Origin of the sequence: Micromonospora sp. NBC_00617, from assembly GCF_045161355.1 — a bacterium.
In the GTDB taxonomy this organism is placed as follows: domain Bacteria; phylum Actinomycetota; class Actinomycetes; order Mycobacteriales; family Micromonosporaceae; genus Micromonospora.
This window is the reverse complement of the sequence record NZ_CP107751.1, coordinates 182,314-201,869: the sequence shown is the minus strand read 5'-3', so window position 1 is coordinate 201,869 and position 19,556 is coordinate 182,314. Positions and strand designations below refer to the sequence as shown.

Sequence of the window (19,556 nt, the reverse complement as noted above, 5' to 3'; positions counted from 1 at the left end):
CTTCCTATACACGAGGCGTTAAAAAGGTGCCCTTCCTTACTCGGCCTTGGCGAGGCGCAGGGCGAGTTCCGGGCAGACCTTGACGGCCTTCAGGGCGCCCTCGCGCAGCCAGGTCGGCACGGGGGTGGTCGGGAACGCCGGATAGCCGTTGCCGTCCAACCGGATGAAGTCCGGCACCACGTGCGCGCAGAGGCCGTGCCCGTCGCAGCGGGACCAGTCCAGGGTGAGCTTCTGCGGGTTGGGGTCGGGTGCGCCGGGCAGCCCCATGACGCCCTTGACCCGCCGGCCGCAGCCGTCGCCGGTGCTGTGCAGCCGCAGGTCCTCGGCGAAGACCTCGATCGCGGAGAGGGCGAACCGTGCCGTGCCGTCCGGGTGGCTGCACGCGCCGCGGCCCTTGACCTCGCCGGCGGCGGCCCGCACCACGTCGGCCGGTTGGCTGCCGGCCACGGCCAGGTCGACCGCGCGGGCCAGGTCCGGCAGGCCCATCTTGCACGGGCCGCACTGGCCGGCGGACTCCCCGGCCAGGTAGCGCACCACCTGGGCGGCCTCACCGAGTGGGCAGGTGTCCACACCGATCGGGACGATGATGCCGGCGCCGAGGGTGCCGCCCACCGCGGCCAGGCCCTTGCGGGAGACCTCGGCCTTCTCGGCCGCCTCCGGCGTGATCCACTTGCCGTGGTAGCCGCCCATCAGGATGCCCTGGACGTCCGGGACCTCGCACAGGTCGAGAACGTCGCGCAGCGGCATGCCGGCCGTGCACTCCACCACCGCCGGTCGACCCGCCGCGCCGGTCACGGTGAGCAGCACGGTGCCCGGCTCGTCGTCGGTGCCGAGCGCCGCGTACTCGTACGGGCCGAGTCGCGCGCCGACGGCGAGCTGGGCGTACGTCTCGGCGTTGGACAGCAGGGTGGGCAGGCCGCCGACGCCGGAGTCGCTGGAGCGCTTCTTGGTGCCCGGAGGGATGTGCGGCAGCCCGTTGATGCCGTTGACCAGCGCGCCGCCCTCGCCGGAGATGAACCGGTGCGGCACGGTGACGATGGTGGTCCGCACCGGCATGCGGCGCTCCGCGAGAGCCTCCATCAGCGAGTCCCGGCCGACACCGTCGTCGGCGACGCCGAGAACGATCTCCTCGGCGTCCAGCGCGTACGCGGCCAGCGCCGCGCCGTCGAGGATCAGGTGCGGGGCGCGGGTGAGCAGCACCTTGTCCTTCCAGCTGGCCGGCTCCCCCTCGGTGGCGTTGACGACCACCACCGCGGCGAGGTCCTGCCGCTCGCAGGACTCCAGCACCGCGCGCAGCTTGCGGGCGAACGGGAAGCCCGCCCCGCCCTTGCCCTTGAGCTGCATGCCCTCGACGAGCCGGAGCAACTGCGCCGGCTCCATCGGGCCGATGGGTCCGTGCACCTCCTCGTGCGCGGCCAGGTCGAGCCGGCCGAACTCGGCGAAGCCGGCGGTCAACCGAGGCTCACCGACGCAGGCCACCGGCGGCACGGTCGTCCGCATCACTTCGCCTCACCCCGCAGCCCGGCCCAGTACGCCCCGTCCACGGCGTCCGCGCTGGCCTTGCGGCGCTTGGCGGACCGGCCCTCGCCGGCGGCCCGACGGGCTCGCCGCGACGCCAGGTCGACGAGGGTCGGGGTGTCGTCGACGGGCGGCGGCACCTCCTCGGGCACGTACCGCGCCGGCGGGCGCCAGTAGTCCGGCTCCTCCGGCAGGTCGTCCTCGGCGCTGTGCCGGCCGCTGCCGCTGCGCGGCGCCGCCGAGATCGGCTCGGCCGAGATCGGGCCGGCGGAGATCGGGCCGGCGGAGATCGGCTCGGCGGCCTGCCAGCGACGCGGGCTGTCCCACGGCTCCTCCGGCTCCTCGACGGCCCGTCGGGGCGGCGCCGAGTACCGGGCGTCCTCGTCCTCGGAGCGGGACCGGCGGCTGCTCCGCTCGGCGGCCGGCTCCTCGGCGCGACGGCGCCGGGTCGGGGCGGTCTCCTCGTCCCGGTCACGGGTGCGTGACGCGCGCCGCCGGGTCACCGGCTCCAACTCCTCCTCGTCGCGAAGACGGGTGCCGGTCTCCTCGACGCCGCGCCGGCTCGACCGGCGGGTGGTGGTCTCCGCCTCGTCGCGCCGTCCACGCGTCGGCCGGTCGGCGTCCGGCCGAGCCGCCGGCGCCTCGTCCCGCCGTCGTCGACTGGGCCGGGCCGGCTCGGCGAGCGAGCCGGGCTCGGGCACCACCGGAACGGTGAACCGCTCGGGGTCGCGCCGCCGCGGGCCGGCCGGGGCCGTCCAGGTGGCGGTGGTGGCCTCCGCCCAGGCCGGGCGCTTGTCCTCGCTGGTGTCGCGGCGACGGCTCAGGCCGGCCAGCAGCGACCGGCCGCGGCCCTCCTCGGTGGCCCGCCCGGCCAGCACCGCGTTGCGTACGGCGGCCTGGTGCTGCTCCCGGCTGCGCCGGCCGATGGTGACCGAAAGCCGAACCAGCAGCGCCAGCACGACGAACAGGATGCAGGCGAGGTAGCTGAGCACCACCCAGGACGCCGCGGCCCGACCGGCGTTGAGGCCGTGCACGATCGCGAACGGCCAGGCGAGGTACGCGGTGGAGTGCAGGGCCCGCCAGAGCCACTTGGGACCGACTCCGGCGAAGCGGGCCCGGATGATGCCGGTCCAGATCACGCTGACCATGAGCAGGGCGGCCACCGTGCCGAGGCCGACGTAGAGGCCCCGGCCGCCGACGAACGGCACCAGCGAGTCGGTCGGCGCCGCGCGACCGGTAGCGATCTTGGTGAGGACGTGGAAGAACAGTCCGGCCACGCCCAGGACGCCGGTGGCGCGGTGCGCCGACTGCATCAGCACCCGGTGCGAGATGCCCAGCACCAGCCGGTCGGTGGCGAGCAGGCCCAGCATCACGGTGAGACTCAACGACACCAGGGCGATCACCCCGGCGAAGAACTCGGTGAAGAAGAAGCCGTACGCGTACGCCGTCTGACCGGCGCCGGTCAGCATGGTCGCCGCCCAGAGCGCGGCCAGTACGGACGCGATCAGCAACGTCGTCGCCGAGCGCGACCGGGTCCGCACCCCCCGACTGCTGGTGCTGGTCCGGACCTCGGTGGCCTTCTGGTTCTGCTTTGCCCGGGCCATCTGCTCCTCGATCGTCTCGCGGCGGCGCACCACCGGCCGACCCCTGCTCCCCCATCCAGTACGGACCGGCGGGGCGAGCGGATCACCCGGGGACGGAAATTTCTGGGCGGGATCGAACCGACCGACGCCGGGACGCGTGTAGCGGCCACCGTGGACAGTGATCGACATCCATACATTGACAGTCGTTGCAACACGCTTGTAACCTTTCGGCAAATTTCAGCATGGGTTGCAAGATTCGAGCAACCGGATGCGATCCCCCGCCGCACCTCCACCCCCACCCCCGCTCCCGTCAGGAGTCCCGATGCACCGACGTCGACGCGGCTCGGCGATCCTCGCCCTCGGCCTGGTCGCCAGCCTGCTCGTCCCCCTCACCGCGACGGCACCCCCGGCCGCCGCCAGCCCGTCCGGCGCCAAGAAGGTCATCGTCCAGCTCTTCGAGTGGAACTGGCCCTCGGTGGCCAGCGAGTGCCAGAGCACACTCGGCCCGAAGGGCTACGGCTACGTCCAGGTCTCGCCCCCGCAGGAGCACGTGCGGGGCAACCAGTGGTGGCTGGCGTACCAGCCGGTCAGCTACCGGATCGAGTCCCGCAAGGGCACCCGGGCCCAGTTCCAGTCGATGGTCAACACCTGTCACGCAGCCGGCGTGCAGGTGCTCGTCGACGCCGTGATCAACCACATGTCCGGACAGGACAACGGCGGCACCGGCTGGGCCGGCTCGTCGTACTCGCACTACGACTACCCGGGCATCTACCAGACCCAGGACTTCCACCACTGCGGGCGCAACGGCGGCGACGACATCGCCAACTACAACGACCGGTACGAGGTGCAGAACTGCGAGCTGGTCAACCTGTCGGACCTCAAGACCGAGTCGGACTACGTCCGGACGAAGATCGCGTCGTACCTCAACGACCTGCTCTCGCTCGGCGTGGACGGCTTCCGGTTGGACGCCAGCAAGCACATGCCGGCCGCCGACATCGCCGCGATCAAGGCCAAGCTGTCCCGCTCGGCGTACCTGGTGCAGGAGGTCATCTACGGCGCCGGGGAGCCGGTCCAGCCGACCGAGTACACCGGCAACGGTGATGTGCACGAGTTCCGCTACGGCAAGGACCTGGCCCGGGTCTTCCGCTCCGAGCGGCTCGCGTACCTGAAGAACTTCGGCGAGGGCTGGGGGCACCTGCCCACCGGGTCGGCCGCGGTGTTCGTGGACAACCACGACACCCAGCGGGACAGCAGCGGGGTGCTGACCTACCGCGACCGGGGGATCTACGCCCTCGCCAACGCCTTCATGCTGGCCTGGCCGTACGGCTCGCCGACCGTCATGTCCAGCTACACCTTCAGCAACCGCGACGCCGGCCCGCCCTCGGACGGCAACAACAAGACGCTGAACACCGCCTGCTACTCCGGCTGGGAGTGCGAGCACCGCTGGCCGGTGATCGCCAACATGGTCGGCTTCCGCAACGCCACCGAGGGCGCGGGCGTGGCCAACTGGTACGACAACGGCAACAACCACATCGCCTTCAGCCGCAGCGGCAAGGGCTTCGTCACGCTCAACGACGAGGACGCCGCCGTGAACGGTCGCTCGTACTACACCGGGCTGCCCGCCGGCCGGTACTGCGACGTCATCCACGGCACGTACGCGGGCGGCACGTGCAGCGGACCGGTGATCACCGTGGACGGTAACGGCTGGTTCGCCGCGAACGTGCCGGCGCACGACGCGGTGGCCATCCACATCGGCGCACGGGTCTGACCGACCCCGGGGCCTCCGGCCGGCGCGTATCGCCGAACCGGGGGCCCCGGACCGTCCACCGCCATAAAGTGGTTTGGTGCCGTTTGACCGAATGTCCCCGTACCGCCGCCGGGCCGGCTGGATCGCCGCCGGCATCGCCGTACTCGTGCTGCTGGCCGCCGCGCTGCTGGTCGGCCAGGCTCTCACCCCCCGCTCGACGGCCCCCGACAGTCGGAACGTGGCGGCAGCCGACCCGACGCCGAGCAGCGTCGAGCAGCGCCCGCAGGAGTCGGTCCCGCCGGCCGCGCCCGCACCGGACGGTCTGCCGGTGCTCGACTACGACCCGGCGCCCAGGGGTTTTCCCGCCGACCCGGCCACGATGGACGTCACGCCCCTGACCGAGGGCGTGCACCCGACCCGGCGGATCGCCGCGTACGACGCGCCCGGCGGACGGCCGCTGGCCTTTTTCGACCCGACGCTCGCCGGTGTCGAGCTGACCATGCCGATCGCCGAACGGCGGGTTGGCTGGGCGGCCGTCCTGCTGCCCTCGGCCAACCGGCGCCTGGCCTGGCTGGCGCCCGGCGGGTTCGACACCGTGGCGCTGCGCGACCAGATCGTGGTGGAGCGCAAGGTGCACCGGCTCACCTGGTACCGGGCCGGCAAGGCGGTGCGCTCCTGGGAGACGAGCCTCGGCCAGTCCGGGCAGGAGACGCCGCTCGGGCGGACCTTCGTCCTGGGCCGCACCCCGCCACCCGGGGAGGTCTACGGCGGGGTGGACATCTACGCCCTCGGCTCGGTCCCCGACGACCCGGAGGCGGTGCCCACCGGGCTGCGCGGCGCGCACATCGGCCTGCACACCTGGTACAACGACGACGAACTGGGCGAGAACACGACCAATGGCTGCATCCGGGTCACCCCCAGCGGCCAGCGGAAACTGCTCGCCGAGGTCCGACCCGGCACCAGCCTGGTGGTGGTCGACCAGCTCGCCACCCCACCGTCGACCGCCTGAGCGGGGCCGCTCAGTCGCCGAGCAGCCAGCCGTTCTGCTCGGCGATGCGCACGGCCGCAGCCCGGTTGCGGGCGCCGGTCTTGCCGATCGCCGCGGACAGGTGGTTGCGCACCGTCCCCTCGGACAGGTGCAGCGCCTTCGCCAGCTCGGCGACCGTGCCACCGGCGCGGGCCGCCCGCAGCACCTCGGTCTCCCGCTCGGTCAGCGGGCTCGCCCCGGTGGCCAGGGTCTCCGCCGCCAGCGTCGGGTCGACCACCCGCAGGCCCGCGTGCACCCGACGGACCGCGTCGGCGAGCTGCCGGGCCGGAGTGTCCTTGACCACGAAGCCGTTCGCGCCGGCCTCCATGGCGCGACGCAGGTAGCCGGGCCGACCGAACGTGGTCACCACCAGCACCCGGCAGGCCGGCAGCGCCACCCGCAACGCGGCGGTGGCGGCGATCCCGTCCAGGCCGGGCATCTCCACGTCCAGCAGGGCCACGTCGGGCGGGTGCTTAAGGGCCGCGGGCACCACCTCGTCGCCCCGGCCGACCTCGGCCACCACGGTCAGGTCCGGTTCCAGCGACAGCAGCGCGGCCAGCGCGCCCCGCACCAGCGCCTGGTCGTCGGCGAGCAGCAGCCGGATCGGCGTCGATGAGCCGCTCACCGGGCCGCCACCGGGGCGTGCACCCGCAGCAGGAAGCCGGTGCCGTCCCGCCGCCGACCCACCGTCACCACGGCATCCAACCGGCGGGCCCGCTCCCGCAGACCGACCAGCCCGTATCCGGTGGCATCGGGAGTGGACGGCCCCCGGCCGTCGTCGCCGACCTCGACGCCGTCCGGGCGCACCTGGATCGTGCAGCACCGCGCCCCGCTGTGCCGGACCACATTGGTCACCCCTTCACGCACCGTCCACCCGAACAACCGGTCCCACTCGGGCGGCAGCTCCGGCACCTCGGCCGGCACCTGGGCCGCGATGCCCGCCGCGGCGAGGGCGGACCGCGCGCCGGCCAGCTCACCGGCGAGGGTGACCTCGCGGTACGCCCCGACGGTCTGCCGCACATCGGCCAGCGCCGCCCGCGCCAGCTTCTCCACCTCGGCGATCTCGGCGGCCGCCCGGACAGTGTCGACCTCGATCAGCCGCCCGGCCAGCTCGGCCTTGATCGCCACCACGGTCAGCGAGTGCCCGAGAATGTCGTGCAGGTCGCGCGCGGCGCGGGCCCGTTCCTCGGCGACCGCGAGCCGGCCGATCTCCTGCTGCGCGGCCTGCAACTCGCTGTTGCGCTGGGCCAGCCGGGACACGCCGAACATGGCGAACGACGCGAGCAGCACCGCGAAGACGATGCCGTTCTCCGCCTCCCAGCCCGGCACCAGCCAGGACGCCAGCGCGGGAGTCACGGCGCAGAGCACCACGGTGGCCGCCGCCTCCCACGGCGGCAGCAGGAACACCCCGGCCGCGGCCACGTAGACCAGGGTCGCCAGCCAGTCCCCGTCGGTGCCCGGGATGCTGGCCAGGCCCACCGCGAGCAGCACCAGCAGGCCCACCCGGGCCCGCCCCGCCGGGATCGGCAGCAGCAGCTGGCGCAGCCGGCGGGCCCACTGGAACAGCAGCACGTAGCCCAGACCGAAGACGACGAGGGCGGTCACCCCGACGACCCGCCGCCACGGCTCCGGCTGCTGCAGCGCGGTGGAGATCGGCACGTTGAGGAAGAACAGCCATACGGCGGCCAGCAGCCAGCCGATGTACCGCCAGTGGCGGTTCATCGGCTGGGGCTGCCCCGTCGGAAGGTCCATCGGCTCCACGCTAGCGGTCGCGGCGGTCAGACCCGAGCGGTGTCCCGGCGGAACAGCCGGGCCGCGCCGACGCCGAAAGCCACGGTCCAGAAGACCATGTTGGCCACCCCGGCCATGCTCACCCCGTCGCCCGTCAGCGGGGCGCGGGCCAGCTCACCCATGCCGTACACCGGGGTGAACTTCGCGGCCTGCTGGAGCACGTGCGGCAGCACCTCGACCGGCACGAACAGCCCGCCGAACATGGCCAGCACGGCCAGGATCGGCCCGATGAACTGCATGACGTTCTCGGCCGGCACCAGGTAGCCGATGAACAGACCGAACGCGGCGAAGACCAGCGAGCCGAGCCACGCGGCGAGCCCGGACAGCAGCCAGACGTCCAGCGGGAGGCGGACGCCGGCCGCGGCGCCCACCACGAACTCGATGACGACCGCGATCAGGCCGAGGGTCATCGCGGTGGCCACCTTCGTCGCCACGTAGGCGGTCGGGCGCAGCGGGGTGAGCCGCAGCTGCCGGCTCCAGCCCAACGCCCGCTCGGTGGCCACCGCGCCGCCCGCGCTGGTGGTCGCCACCATCGCCGCGTACACGGCGAGGCTGATCATGACGTACGCCGTCACGGGTCGGCCGTTGTCCAGCGTCTGCCCCCGCTGCGGCAGGCCGAAGATGAGGAAGAAGACAGCCGGCATGATCAGCGTGAAGGCGAGGGTGCGGCGGTTGCGCAGCACCCGGCGCAGCTCGATGCCGAGGACGGCCGGGGCGAAGCCGCCCATTGCGGGCAGCCGGCGGTCGGGCTGGGTGGGACGGTCGGTGCGGGTGGCGGCGGGGGTGGCCGGCAGGGTCGACATCTCAGGCTCCGAGGTGCTCGGTGGTCAGGGCGAGGAAGGCGTCCTCGAGATTGCGGGAGGTGATCTCCACGTCCCGGGCGGCGGTCCGGGTGAGCAGGTGACGGGCGATCGCGTCCGAGTCGCCGGTACGCACCAGCACGCTGTCGCCGCGGACCTCCACGGCGTCCACGCCGGGCAGCGCGGCGAGCGCGGCCTGGTCCGCGCCGGGCAGGGTGGCCCGCACCGTACGGCCGGCGGCCAGGTTCTTGATCTCCGCGGTGGTGCCGTCGGCGACGATCCGTCCCTGTCGGACCAGCACGATCCGGTCGGCGTACGCGTCCGCCTCGTCCAGGTAGTGGGTGGCGAAGATGACCGTCCTGCCGTCGCGGGCGTCGCGACGCAGGGCCTGCCAGAAGTCCCGGCGGCCCTCGACGTCCATTCCCGTGGTCGGCTCGTCGAGCACCATCAGGTCCGGGTCGGGCAGCAGGGCCAGCGCGAAACGCAGCCGCTGCTGCTGACCGCCGGAGCACCGCCCCACGATCCGGTCGGCGATGTCGGCGATGCCGGCGCGCTCCAACACCTCGGCGGCCGGGCGGGTGTGCCGGTAGAGGTGGGCGGTCATCCGCACGGTCTCGCCGACGGTGAGGTCCTTGAGCAGCCCGCCGGTCTGGAGTACGGCGGCGATCCGACCCCGGGCCACCGCGTCGTCGGCGGTGCCGCCCAGGACGCGGACCGTGCCCGCGTCCGGGCGGGCCAGGCCGAGCAGCATGTCGATGGTGGTGGTCTTGCCCGCCCCGTTGGGGCCGAGGAACGCCACCACCTCGCCGGGCTGCACCCGCAGGCTCAGCCCGTCGACCGCGGTGACCGTACCGAAGGTCTTGGTGAGGCCGTTCAGCTCGACGGCCGGATGCGTACTGGTCATGCCATAGATGCTCGGGCGTCGCGGACGTCGGCTCCCGGAGCAGCCGTCACGTTCCGGCCGTGACATTTGTCAGGGGCCATGCGCCGCACCCACCGACCCCGTGTGCGCGCCGCAGTGGGAGGAATTCCCGGCGCGGCAGCGGGTAAGCGCGCGGCCGGACGCCGCGACACCGGGAGGACACGATGGGTGCCACGCCGCAGGGCCGGGTCGACACGGTCGTGCTGATCCACGGACTCTGGATGACCTCGCGCAGCTGGCAGGGGTGGATCGAGCGGTTCACCGAGCGCGGGATGCACGTCATCGCCCCCGCCTGGCCGGGCATGGACCGGTCGGTGGAGCAGTTGCGCGACGACCCCAGCCCGATCGCCGAGCAGAGCATGGCCACGATCGTCGCCCACTACGACCGGATCATCCGGGCCCTGCCCCGACCGCCGATCATCATGGGGCACTCGTTCGGCGGCCTGTTCGCCCAGGTCCTCGCCGACCGGGGCCTCGGCGCGGCGGTGGTGGGGGTGCATCCGGCGGCGATCAAGGGGGTGCTCAAGGTGCCGCTGAGTCAGCTGCGCTCCGGCTTCCCGATCCTGCGCAGTCCCGCCAACCGGAGCAAAGCTGTCCCGTTCACCCCGGACGACTTCGCCTACACGTTCGGCAACACGATGAGCCGGGAGGACTCCGACCGGGCCTGGCAGCGCTACGCCGTCCCCGGGGCCGGTCGGGTGTTCTTCGAGGGCGCCTTCGCCAACCTCGACCCGCGCTCACCCGCCCGCGTCGACACCGGACGCGACGACCGCGCGCCGCTGCTGTTGATGGCGGGCGGAGAGGACCACGTGGTGCCGGCGACGGTGGTCCGCACCAACGCGGGGCTCTACCAGAAGTCCCGGGCGCTCACCGCGTACGAGGAGTTCCCCGGCCGGTCGCACTTCACCGTCGGGGCGCCCGGCTGGGAGGAGGTCGCCGACTACGCCCTGGACTGGGCGCTGCGCGCGGCGGCGCTGCCCCGCGAGGCAACAATCGCCAGCGAAAGCCCTCGCCGCTGAACAGGGCTTGTCAGTGCACGACAAGGCGGACATGTTCGTCCAACACCGATGGCGTGACATCCTCCCGAAGGCAGATGCTGTTGCCGTCGAATCGTTCCACCGGGCCGACAACCTCACTGAGGGTCGGACGGCCCAGGAGGACGGCTCGGAACGGTGGTACTGATCGAGCGCCGTCCGCCGCCAGACCCCACGCGGATGCGTCCCGTCGCGCCAGAAGTTGTAGTAAAAGCCGTCCCCGCACCAGCCCGGATAGGGAATGCGCTCGTCGGCATCGAGCACCTGCCGGATCTCCGCCCGCAGACCGGCGAACGTCTCATCGCCGGTCAACGCCGTGATTGTCTCCGCGTTGCGGTCCCGTACCCACCCGGCGGCGTCCGCATCATCAAGTTCCTCCAGCCAGAGGTACGGGTCATCGCCCTCATCGGTCAGCCTCGCCACCCTCGCAACTATCCCGACGGGTGAGCCGCGTCCACATTCAGACGTCAGCTTGGCGACTCAGCGAGCCTGATATCAAATACCTGCCGGATTGATATCATCGGCGATGATCGCCCACCAGAGGAGGCACCCGTGAGCCGGACGATCCTTGATGTCGATGACGAACTACTCGCCGAGGCCGGCAAGATCCTTGGCACCACGACGAAGAAGGCAACCGTCAACGCCGCACTCAAGGCTGTCGTCGACCGGGAGAAGCGGCGACAGTTCGCCGACTGGCTCAAGAGCGGAGGGCTGCCCGATTTGACGGGTCCCGTCGAGACGGCCGAGCCGGACGCAGCGTGAGTCACGAGCATTTCCTGTTGGACAAGTCTGCCCTCGCCCGCTGGCCCAAGCGCAGTGTGGCTCCGGTGCTCGGCGAACTGTCCGATCGAGGGCTGCTCGCGGTGTGCGGAGCGGTCGAGATCGAGGTCATCCACAGCGCACGCACCGCCAAGGACGCGCAGCGCGCCCGCTGGCTGTTGAGCGGCTTCCGCTGGCTGGCGATGCCCGACGAGGTCTGGGACCGGGCGGTTGACGTCCAGGTGCAGGCGTTGCACAAGGGCAACCACCGGGCCCTGTCGATGGCGGATCTGCTGATCGCCGCAACCGCCGAGCGACACGGAGTCACCGTCCTGCACTACGACGGCGACTTCGACCTGATCACCGCGATCACCGGGCAGCCCACCGCCTGGGTCGTTCCCGCCGGCACCGCCGACTGAGCGCATGTTGGGCAGTGCCGCTCACTCCAGCAGGCTCTTGATGTCGGCGGCGGTGAACTGCGCGGAAGCGAACTCACCACCGTCCAGGACGCTGCTGAAGAGCTCCGCCTTCCGGGCCTGCAACGCCATCACCTTCTCCTCGATGGTGTCCTTGGCAACCAGCCGGTAGACCATGACGTTGCGGGTCTGGCCGAGGCGGTGCGTCCGGTCGACCGCCTGGTTTTCCGCGGCCGGGTTCCACCACGGGTCGAGCAGCAGGCAGTAGTCGGCCTCGGTGAGGTTGAGGCCGAAGCCACCGGCCTTGAGGCTGATCAGGAAGACCGGGTTGTCGCCGCTCTTGAAGCCGTCGATGACGGCAGCCCGGTCCCGGGTGGTCCCGTCCAGGTAACTGCACATGACCCCGGCCGCCTCCAGGCGCTGCCGGGCCGCGCCGAGGAAGCGGGTGAACTGGCTGAACACCAGGCTGCGGTGCCCCTCGGCGACCAGACTGACGATCCGTTCGGTCAGCACGTCCAGCTTCGTCGCCGGCACGTTCTGGTGTGTCGGGTCGACCAGCGCCACGTCGAGGCTCGCCTGCCGGAGCAGCGTCAACGACCGGAAGATCTCGAAGCGGTTCTTCTCCAGATCACCGAGGAGACCCAGGACCTTCTGCCGCTCCCGCTGCAGGTACGCCTGATAGACCCGACGGTGCCGGCGGTCCAGCTCAACCTCGATGACCTGCTCCTGCTTGGCCGGCAGGTCGGCCGCCACGTCCGCCTTGCGCCGGCGCAGCATCAGCGGCCGGATCCGACGGCGCAGCTGGGCGAGCCGCTCCGCGTCCCGCTCCTTCTCGATCGGGTTGCGGTAATACTCGGTGAACCGCTCGGCGCGGGGCAACAGCCCGGGTGCGGTGATCGAGCAGAGCGCCCACAGCTCGCCGAGGTGGTTCTCCATCGGCGTGCCGGTGATCGCCAGCTTGAACGGGGCCGGCAGCAACTTCGCGCAGCGGTGCGCCTGGGACTGCGAATTCTTGACGAACTGCGCCTCGTCGAGGATCAGCCCGGCCCAGTCGAGGGCGCGATAGTCGTCGTACTCCAGCCGGAACAGCGTGTACGAGGTGACCACGACGTCCGCACCGGCGACCGCCTCAGCCAGGGGCACGCCGCGCCGTGCCACGGTCTGGGTGACCGCCCGGACGTCCAGCTCCGGCGTGAAACGGGCCGCCTCGCTCGCCCAGTTGGCGACGACGCTGGCCGGGGCGACCACCAGGAACGGCGCCTCGGCGCGCGCGTGGCAGATCAGCGCCAGCGTCTGCAGAGTCTTGCCGAGCCCCATGTCGTCGGCGAGGACACCGCCCAGGCCGTGATCGTGCAGCGTGGCGAGCCAACGGAACCCGTCCCGCTGGTACGGGCGAAGCTGCGCTCGTACCCCTGCTGGGATCTGGTGCTCGGCGGTGGGCGCCGCCTCGCTGAGCGCGCGTACCGACCGTTGCCAGGCCCCGGCCTGGCCGATGACCTCACCCAGCTCGGCCAGCTCGTCCCAGAGCCCGGCCTGGAACCGGCCGACCCGCAGCACCCCGGGCGGGGCGTCCACGAGTGCCCGGGACTCGGCGATCAGGTCCCGCAGCTGCTGGAACTCCGGTCGTTCGAGCGTGAAGTAGGTGCCGCTGGGCAGAATGAGGTACTGCTGCTCCTGCGCCAACGCGGCGAAGAGCTCGGCGAAGTCGACCTGCTCCCCACCGACGGTGACCCGTACCGACAGGTCGAACCAATCATGCTCGCCGGGCTCACCGCCGTCGGCGAAGGTGATGGTGGGCGCGGTGTGCGTCTCCCGATAGTCGGTGAGCGCCCCCTCCGACGACGTGACCAGCTCCACGTCGTCGAGCTCGGGCAGTCGCGGCACGACGTCATTGACGAAGCGAATCAGTGCGTCGCCGGTGAGACTCACCGACGCCGCCAGCCGGGGGCCCGTCGAGGACGGCTCCAGCAGCTCGGGTACCGGCTTGGCAACCAGGTCGACGACCTGCCGCAGCGCCTCCGCACGGCGCTCGTCCGCGACAGCGGTCAACCCGTCCCGCAGCGGCTCGGAATGGCGCCGGCCACCAACGACCCGGTGCCACTCCCAGCTCACCCGCAGACGGTGCTCGGACTCGGGGCTCACCGTTGCGGTCAGGCTGGCCGGCCCCACCGTCGGAAGCTGAACGGCCGGGTCAGCGGCGAACACCTCCACCTGGCGAAGGAGCTCGGGGTAGAAACGGTCGAAGAACTGCGCCTCCTCAGCAGCGGGAATCCGGATCGCCGGCCCAGCGAGCGCCCTTACCATCCCCGGCTGCAACGCCCCCGCCAGCGGCGCCAACCAGAGCGCCGGTCCGCCGGAGCGCGCATCCGGCCCGCCGCCCAACTCCCCCACTCCGGCTACGCCGTGCGCCGGCTCACCGACGAGGAGTACCCGCGAAACGGGGATCGGCGCTCCGCCGGCCGACAGCGTCGGGGCCAGCACCAGCTCTCCATCGACCCGACCGACCTGCACCGAGAGCCGGGCCGGACGGCCCAGCACGACCGGCCCGGCACGCTTGCCGGCCTGGACCAGTGGCAAACCCGTCTCGTCCGCCTCTGCCAGCAGGTCCCAGATCCTCCGGCTGGGGAACTCGTGCAGCGCGAGCGCCCGTCGCTGGCCGTCGTAGTAGTGGTAGGGGTCCGTGCTGGCCAGCCGGGCGATCTCGACGAGCAGCCGCCGGTGCCGCTCGGTCTGCCCGGACCGGCCGAAGTAGGCGTAGCCCAGCGTCGACCAGCTGATCCCGGACCGCACCCAGCCGGTGCGGCCCGGCAGCACCGGCCGCAGATCGACCTGGAAGTCCGCCGCGTCGCCCGACCCGACAGAGACGACGTCGAACTGCAGACCCAGACCCGGCGGCTCGGATTCCACTGCGGCCGGCGGCAGTGCGACGTCCCGGACCAACGCGGTGACCGCCCGCTCCCAGCTCGGCGTGGACCGCGCCGGACGGGGTTTCCGGGGCGTGGCCGTGGCGAGCGCCGACAGCACCAGCGCGGCGGGGTGGACGCAGCCGTCCTGCCCGCAAGTACAGGTGCCGTCAAACGCCTCGACCGTGCCGTCGGCCGCTAGCCGTACCGTCGCCGCCACCAGCCCGGCACCGCTGCCGAGCCGCCCGTGCCCCTGGCCGGCCGCCGGATCCCACCGCACGTCCAGCAACTCTCCGTCCTCGAGCACTTGGCGCGCGCGCAGGAACACCCGAGGTCCGACAAGCCCGTAGAGTGCGGCCTCGAACACCGTCAACGCGAGCTTCGCCACGACTCGACCTTTCGCTGGATTATCGCTCCCGTCGGCCTGCCAGCGCCCGCAGCCGGCCGACAGGGCGAGCATCACCGCACCGGAGAGCCGCTCAACCCATAGCCGACGGCGCCCGACCCGACGACTCTAGCCAGTCCTCGGCGAGCCACAGCGACTGACTGGCCGGTGAGGTCAGCGGCAACTGCACCCCGTCCAGCACCGCCGGATCAGGTCGACGCGCCGGCACGAGCAGCAGCCGGGCCGCCGGTCGAGGTCTGGTCGGATCGGCCAGCTCCTGGAGCAAGCCGAGCTGCCCGTAGCGGGCCAACGGCGCCGCCTCGGTAATCAACGCCGGTCCGTCGACGACAGCGATCGCGTCGGTGACGGCTGGCACCACCTGGTGCCGGACCAGGTCCACCAGACTGCGGAAGTCGGCGTCCAGAGCTGAGCCGAGGTCGGCCGCCACGATCGCCTCCCACGGGATTCCCAAGGCGCGCAACCGGCCCAGCATGATCGCGGTGACGTCCACCTCGATCAGCGGGAGCCGTGCCAACAGCGCCCGTCGGGCCGGACCCAGCCGGCGCAGTGGTGCCAACAGCGCCAGGAAGGCTCGCCCGTCGATGGCAGCGGTGAGCTTCTCGCCCACCTCATCCGCGCCGGTCAACCCGAGCAACGGCGCGTGGGTGGTGACACGGTTCCCGCGCCGATCTGGTCGGCCGGGATCGACGACAGCGAAAAGTCGAAGACGCAGAGGTGCGGCTGCTTGTCCTTGGGCGGGGCCGGGCTGCCAGGTTCGCGGGCTTCAGGTCCCGGTGCCAGACACCCTGCCCGTCAAGGTAGTTGACGATGTCGAGGAGGTCCCGCAAACTCCCGCTCCGCCGCCTTGCGGATCAGCGGCACCGGTCGGGTGCCTGATCAGCGTCAACCGCCGCTTGCGTCGTCCAACTGGCCGCATGAGGACGCCACCTGCGGGTATGAGCCCGGGATGAGGGCAAGTTTCCGGCTTGGCCGGATCGCGGGGGTGCCGGTCGGCGTCAACTGGAGCGTTCTGGTCATCTTCGCGCTGATCGCGTGGGGGCTGGCCGCGAACCAGTTCCCCCGCTCGTACCCGGGCCGCTCGCCGGTGGCGTACACCCTCGCCGGTCTGGCCGCGGCGGTGGTCTTCTTCGTCGGCCTGCTCGCCCACGAGGTGTCGCACGCCGTGGTCGCCAAGCGCAACGGGCTGACCGTCGACAGCATCACGCTCTGGCTGTTCGGCGGGGTGGCCGAGCTGAAGGGCGAGCCGCGTGACCCCGGCGCGGAGCTGCGGATCGCGGGGGTCGGCCCGCTGGTCAGCCTGCTGGTCGGGGCGTTCTTCGGTGTCATCGCGTTGCTGTTCGCGCTGGCCGGGCAGCGTGGGCTGCTCTTCGGCGCGATCGCGTGGCTGGCCGGCATCAACCTGCTCCTGGCGGTCTTCAACGTGCTGCCGGCCGCACCGCTGGACGGTGGCCGGCTGCTGCGCGCCGCAGTGTGGAAGGCCACCGGCGACCGGAGTCGAGCCTCGGTGGTGGCCGCTCGGGCCGGCTGGGTGCTCGGCGCGCTGCTCATCGGCCTCGGGCTGTGGCGGTTCCTGTCCGGTGCCGGCTTCGGCGGGCTCTGGCTGGCGCTGATCGGCTGGTTCCTGATCGGCGCCGCCGGGGTGGAGGAGCGGCAGGCCCGCGCCGGAAACGCGCTGCGCGGAATCCGGGTCGCCGACGTGATGACGCCGCAGCCGCAGACCGCCTCGGCGGACATGACGGTCGCCGACTTCGTGGACCACTACCTCTTCGCGTACCGGCACTCGGCGCTGCCGCTGATCGAAAAGGGCAGACCGACCGGCCTCGTCACCCTGGACCGGGTGCGGGGCGTACCGGCCGACCGGCGGGCGTCGACCACGCTGGCCGAGGTGGCCTGCCGGGCCGACCAGCTGGTCCTCGCGCGGCCGGGAGAACAGCTCAACGACCTGCTCCCCCGGCTCAGCGAGTGCGCCGACGGCCGCGCTCTGGTGGTGAGCGACGACGGTCTGCTCACCGGCATCGTCTCCCCCAGCGACATCAGCCGTGCCGTCCAGCGCGGCAGCCTGCGCATCCCGGCCGGTCAGCGGGGAAAGTAGCGGTCCAGCAGGTCGGTGCGGAACGTGCCGGTCGGGTCCAGGCGGGTCAGCAGGGCGGCGAAGTCGGCGTGGCGGGGGTAGCGGGCGGCCAGCTCGGTCGGGGCGGTGACGAAGACCTTGCCCCAGTGCGGGCGGGGCGCGAACGGCGCCAGGCGGTCCTCCACCTCGGCCAGCACCGGCAGCACCGCGTCGGCGTCGTCGACCCAGGTGAAGTGGACGACGAAGCTGTCCCGCTGGTGGTTCGGGCTGAGCCACAGCTCGTCGGCCGCCACCGTCCGCAGCTCGCACACGTGCAGGACCGGGGCGATCAGGTGCGCCACCTCGGCCAGCGCGGCGAGCGCCCCGGCCGCCGCCGTACGCGGCAGGTGGTACTCGGACTGGAGTTCGTCGCCGCTGCTCGGGGTGAAGCCGAGCTTGAAGTGCGGCAACCGCTCGTGCCACGGGCCCGGCACGCCGAGCTGCGGGGTGCAGTTCTCCGCCGGCATGCCGAGCACCGGGTGTCGCGGCTGGTCGGCGGCCGTGGTGCCGAGCCAGTCCGCCTCCGGCGGCGGCTGGTCCGCGAGCTGCTTGCGCCACACCTCCCGCAGGCGCGGGGTACGCCAGTCGGTGAACACGCTCACGCTGTACGCCGAGTCGAACGCCTCGTCCAGCGCCTCGACGCTCAGGTCGAGGCGCACGTACTGGCGCAGCTCGAACGCCGGCACCAGATCCAGGGTGACCCGGGTGACCAGGCCGAACGCGCCGAGCCCGACCACCATGCCGGCGAACGTGTCGCCGTCGGTGTCGCGGTCCACGGACGTCAGGTCCCCGTCGGCGGTGACCAGCTCCAGGGCGGCTACCGAGGTGGCCAGGTTGCCGTGGGTGGGGCCGGAGCCGTGGGTGGCGGTGGCCACCGCGCCGGCGACCGAGATGTGCGGCAGCGAGGCGAGGTTGGCCAACGCGTACCCCTGGCTGTGCAGGTGCCGGGCGACGTCGCCGTAGCGCAGCGCGCCGGCGACGGTGACCCGCCCGCGCTCGCGGTCGATCTCGATCGTCGGGGGCAGGCCGGCGAGCGAGACCAGATCCCCCGTGGTGTCGCCGAAGCGGTTGAAGGAGTGTCCGCTGCCCACCGCGCGGATCCGGGAGCTGCCGGCGACCAGCCGGCGCACCTCGTCGACGGTGGTGGGGCGGTGGAACTCCCGCGCGGCGTAGCGCACGTTGCCGGCCCAGTTGCGGCGTGGCACGTCGGTGCTCGACGTCAGATGCTGTCCCTGCGCGGTCATGGGGCGGTCTCCCGATCGGTGGACTGGTGGTCGGCCAACGCGGCGACGAGGGCGTCCAGAACCGCATCCGCCTGGTACGTGTGGTAGCCGCGTTGGGCGATCGGCAGACCGGCGGCCCTGGCGCGCTCGATCTCGCCCCGGGCCGCCTGCCGGGTCGCCGCGTCCCCGGACATCAGGGCGTCCTGGCCACGCCGGATCAACCGGTCGACCCGATCCATCTGGTAGCCACGCAGGCCGACCGGGAGGTCCGGGGCCGCGAAGGCGGCGCGGCGCAGGGCGAGCAGGTCGACGAACCGGTCCCCGGCGCAGCGCGCGAGCGCCTCGGCCACCTGCTCGGGTTGCTCCCGGACCTGGTCGAAGACGAGCAGCTCGACGGCCGGCCGACCGTCGATCGGGTGACGGGCGGTGACCGGCTCGAACGCCACACCCGGGGCGGGCACCAGCAGCAGGCGCGGCGGCGTCGAGTAGCCGTCGCGGCGGGGCGGCTCGTCGAGGACCAGCGCGTCGACCTCGGCCCACCGGATCTCCCGGCGCAGGCCGGGCCGCCGGATGCTGAGCCCTTGCGGGGTGATCCCGAAGCGGAACGGCCGCAGCGCGCTGACCAGCGCCACCGCGCCGAGCGCGATCGCGCCCACGGCCACGATCATCCGTAGCAGGGCGCCGTCGCTGGGGTAGACCAACAAGAGCACCCCACCGAGTACGCACGCCAGGGCGAGCATCCGGGCCCCCCGGCTCCGGCGCAGCTCCACGCTCGGACCCCCGTTCATGACCGTGGCGTCGGTCCCAGCATCCTCCGACAGACCGGCCGCCACGGACACCGGACGATCGGGCACGGTTGTTCTCGCCATCGTCGGGGAACCCTACGCCCATGAGCAGCTACCGTGATCCGGCCCCGCGGGGCGACGTCTTCCCGTCGGAGGAGGAGCTGGACCCGACCGGCAGCGCGGTCGAACCGGCCAGCGTTCCGCCGGGCGCCCGGTTGTCGAGCCACCCGTCGCCCACGCCCGGCCCTCGTCCGACACCCGCCCCCGCGCCCGCGCCGACGCCCGTACCGTCGCCCGGTCCGCCGCCGCGCGAGCCCGGCGGCGGCTCACGGTCGATCGTGACGCGCCACCTGGACGGGTCGGTCGAGGTGGTCACCGACCTCGACGGCGACGGCCTCGCCGACATCGTCCAGATCGACGTGGACGGTGACGGCGTACCGGACATCACCTATGTGGACAGCGACCGCGACGGCCGGCTGGACACCGTGCTGCGCGATCCGGGCCGCCACGCCCACCACCGCGCCTGACGCGA

At 72.5% G+C, this 19,556-nt stretch carries 17 protein-coding genes and 1 pseudogene; 7 read left to right on the top strand and 11 right to left on the bottom strand.

Features of this window, described 5'->3' with window-relative positions; genetic code table 11:
• Positions 1-36 precede the first annotated feature (36 nt).
• Both OG505_RS00980 and OG505_RS00975 read right to left on the bottom strand, forming a co-directional pair.
• Complete coding sequence (locus OG505_RS00980) at positions 37-1,503, bottom strand: NADH-ubiquinone oxidoreductase-F iron-sulfur binding region domain-containing protein (protein WP_405430296.1); 1,467 nt, start codon at positions 1,501-1,503, stop codon at positions 37-39.
• Positions 1,500-3,155: a hypothetical protein gene (locus tag OG505_RS00975; RefSeq protein ID WP_405430294.1), complete on the bottom strand. Its 1,656-nt coding sequence runs from the start codon at positions 3,153-3,155 to the stop codon at positions 1,500-1,502. The genes OG505_RS00980 and OG505_RS00975 overlap by 4 nt, the downstream gene beginning before the upstream one ends.
• 268 nt (positions 3,156-3,423) lie before the next feature.
• Between OG505_RS00975 and OG505_RS00970 the strand changes: the two genes are divergently transcribed.
• Positions 3,424-4,869, top strand: a complete 1,446-nt coding sequence (locus OG505_RS00970; RefSeq protein WP_405430293.1) for an alpha-amylase family protein — start codon at positions 3,424-3,426, stop codon at positions 4,867-4,869.
• Positions 4,870-4,945: 76 nt separating this feature from the next.
• The gene (locus tag OG505_RS00965; protein WP_405430292.1) at positions 4,946-5,857 is read left to right on the top strand and encodes a L,D-transpeptidase; all 912 of its coding nucleotides are present in this window, start codon (positions 4,946-4,948) and stop codon (positions 5,855-5,857) included.
• A 10-nt stretch (positions 5,858-5,867) separates the two neighbouring features.
• Here the strand turns inward: OG505_RS00965 and OG505_RS00960 are convergent, their stop codons facing one another.
• From OG505_RS00960 to OG505_RS00945, 4 genes are read right to left on the bottom strand one after another with little or no spacing between them, the layout of a single operon-like run.
• Complete coding sequence (locus OG505_RS00960) at positions 5,868-6,500, bottom strand: response regulator transcription factor (RefSeq protein ID WP_357575108.1); 633 nt, start codon at positions 6,498-6,500, stop codon at positions 5,868-5,870.
• The gene (locus OG505_RS00955) at positions 6,497-7,627 is read right to left on the bottom strand and encodes a sensor histidine kinase (protein ID WP_405430291.1); all 1,131 of its coding nucleotides are present in this window, start codon (positions 7,625-7,627) and stop codon (positions 6,497-6,499) included. Before OG505_RS00955 ends, OG505_RS00960 begins: the two co-directional genes overlap by 4 nt.
• Positions 7,628-7,653: 26 nt before the next feature.
• Positions 7,654-8,469: an ABC transporter permease gene (locus tag OG505_RS00950; protein WP_355135165.1), complete on the bottom strand. Its 816-nt coding sequence runs from the start codon at positions 8,467-8,469 to the stop codon at positions 7,654-7,656.
• 1 nt (position 8,470) lies between these two features.
• A complete protein-coding gene (locus OG505_RS00945) occupies positions 8,471-9,370 on the bottom strand; it encodes an ABC transporter ATP-binding protein (protein WP_405430289.1) in 900 nt (299 codons plus the stop codon).
• Between the two features lie 182 nt (positions 9,371-9,552).
• On the opposite strand from OG505_RS00945, the gene OG505_RS00940 reads away from it, so the two are divergent.
• Positions 9,553-10,407 carry an alpha/beta hydrolase gene (locus OG505_RS00940; RefSeq protein WP_405430288.1) on the top strand — a complete coding sequence of 285 codons (855 nt, stop codon included), beginning with the start codon at positions 9,553-9,555 and terminating at the stop codon, positions 10,405-10,407.
• 174 nt (positions 10,408-10,581) lie between these two features.
• Here the strand turns inward: OG505_RS00940 and OG505_RS00935 are convergent.
• A pseudogene (locus OG505_RS00935) lies at positions 10,582-10,845 on the bottom strand (S9 family peptidase); the annotation flags it as partial.
• 129 nt (positions 10,846-10,974) lie between these two features.
• Here OG505_RS00935 and OG505_RS00930 point away from each other — a divergent pair.
• On the top strand, positions 10,975-11,184 hold the full coding sequence (locus tag OG505_RS00930) for a type II toxin-antitoxin system VapB family antitoxin (RefSeq protein WP_357951042.1): 210 nt from the start codon (positions 10,975-10,977) through the stop codon (positions 11,182-11,184).
• Positions 11,181-11,600, top strand: a complete 420-nt coding sequence (locus OG505_RS00925; RefSeq protein ID WP_405430286.1) for a PIN domain nuclease — start codon at positions 11,181-11,183, stop codon at positions 11,598-11,600. The genes OG505_RS00930 and OG505_RS00925 overlap by 4 nt, the downstream gene beginning before the upstream one ends.
• Positions 11,601-11,621: 21 nt before the next feature.
• On the opposite strand, the gene OG505_RS00920 is transcribed toward OG505_RS00925, so the two are convergent.
• The gene (locus OG505_RS00920; RefSeq protein WP_405430285.1) at positions 11,622-14,888 is read right to left on the bottom strand and encodes a DEAD/DEAH box helicase; all 3,267 of its coding nucleotides are present in this window, start codon (positions 14,886-14,888) and stop codon (positions 11,622-11,624) included.
• A 91-nt stretch (positions 14,889-14,979) separates the two neighbouring features.
• On the bottom strand, positions 14,980-15,540 hold the full coding sequence (locus OG505_RS00915; protein ID WP_405430284.1) for a hypothetical protein: 561 nt from the start codon (positions 15,538-15,540) through the stop codon (positions 14,980-14,982).
• A 312-nt stretch (positions 15,541-15,852) separates the two neighbouring features.
• Between OG505_RS00915 and OG505_RS00910 the strand changes: the two genes are divergently transcribed.
• Positions 15,853-16,998 carry a site-2 protease family protein gene (locus OG505_RS00910; RefSeq protein WP_405430283.1) on the top strand — a complete coding sequence of 382 codons (1,146 nt, stop codon included), beginning with the start codon at positions 15,853-15,855 and terminating at the stop codon, positions 16,996-16,998.
• Here the strand turns inward: OG505_RS00910 and OG505_RS00905 are convergent.
• Positions 16,983-18,260, bottom strand: coding sequence for an FAD-binding protein (locus OG505_RS00905; RefSeq protein ID WP_405430282.1), 1,278 nt, complete (start codon positions 18,258-18,260; stop codon positions 16,983-16,985). The genes OG505_RS00910 and OG505_RS00905 overlap by 16 nt on opposite strands.
• Complete coding sequence (locus OG505_RS00900; RefSeq protein WP_405430281.1) at positions 18,257-19,027, bottom strand: hypothetical protein; 771 nt, start codon at positions 19,025-19,027, stop codon at positions 18,257-18,259. Before OG505_RS00900 ends, OG505_RS00905 begins: the two co-directional genes overlap by 4 nt.
• A gap of 101 nt (positions 19,028-19,128) precedes the next feature.
• On the opposite strand from OG505_RS00900, the gene OG505_RS00895 reads away from it, so the two are divergent.
• Positions 19,129-19,551 (top strand): hypothetical protein, encoded by a 423-nt coding sequence (locus OG505_RS00895; protein WP_405430280.1) that lies wholly within the window; start codon positions 19,129-19,131, stop codon positions 19,549-19,551.
• Positions 19,552-19,556 lie beyond the last annotated feature (5 nt).

What these genes read in the sequence shown, in the direction of transcription:
- OG505_RS00970 (WP_405430293.1), top strand. Translation starts at nt 3,424, where the DNA reads ATGCACCGACGTCGACGCGGCTCGGCGATCCTCGCCCTCGGCCTGGTC.
- OG505_RS00955 (WP_405430291.1), bottom strand. Translation starts at nt 7,627, where the DNA reads ATGGACCTTCCGACGGGGCAGCCCCAGCCGATGAACCGCCACTGGCGG.
- OG505_RS00950 (WP_355135165.1), bottom strand. Translation starts at nt 8,469, where the DNA reads ATGTCGACCCTGCCGGCCACCCCCGCCGCCACCCGCACCGACCGTCCC.
- OG505_RS00945 (WP_405430289.1), bottom strand. Translation starts at nt 9,370, where the DNA reads ATGACCAGTACGCATCCGGCCGTCGAGCTGAACGGCCTCACCAAGACC.
- OG505_RS00940 (WP_405430288.1), top strand. Translation starts at nt 9,553, where the DNA reads ATGGGTGCCACGCCGCAGGGCCGGGTCGACACGGTCGTGCTGATCCAC.
- OG505_RS00910 (WP_405430283.1), top strand. Translation starts at nt 15,853, where the DNA reads ATGAGGGCAAGTTTCCGGCTTGGCCGGATCGCGGGGGTGCCGGTCGGC.
- OG505_RS00905 (WP_405430282.1), bottom strand. Translation starts at nt 18,260, where the DNA reads ATGACCGCGCAGGGACAGCATCTGACGTCGAGCACCGACGTGCCACGC.
- OG505_RS00900 (WP_405430281.1), bottom strand. Translation starts at nt 19,027, where the DNA reads ATGAACGGGGGTCCGAGCGTGGAGCTGCGCCGGAGCCGGGGGGCCCGG.
- OG505_RS00895 (WP_405430280.1), top strand. Translation starts at nt 19,129, where the DNA reads ATGAGCAGCTACCGTGATCCGGCCCCGCGGGGCGACGTCTTCCCGTCG.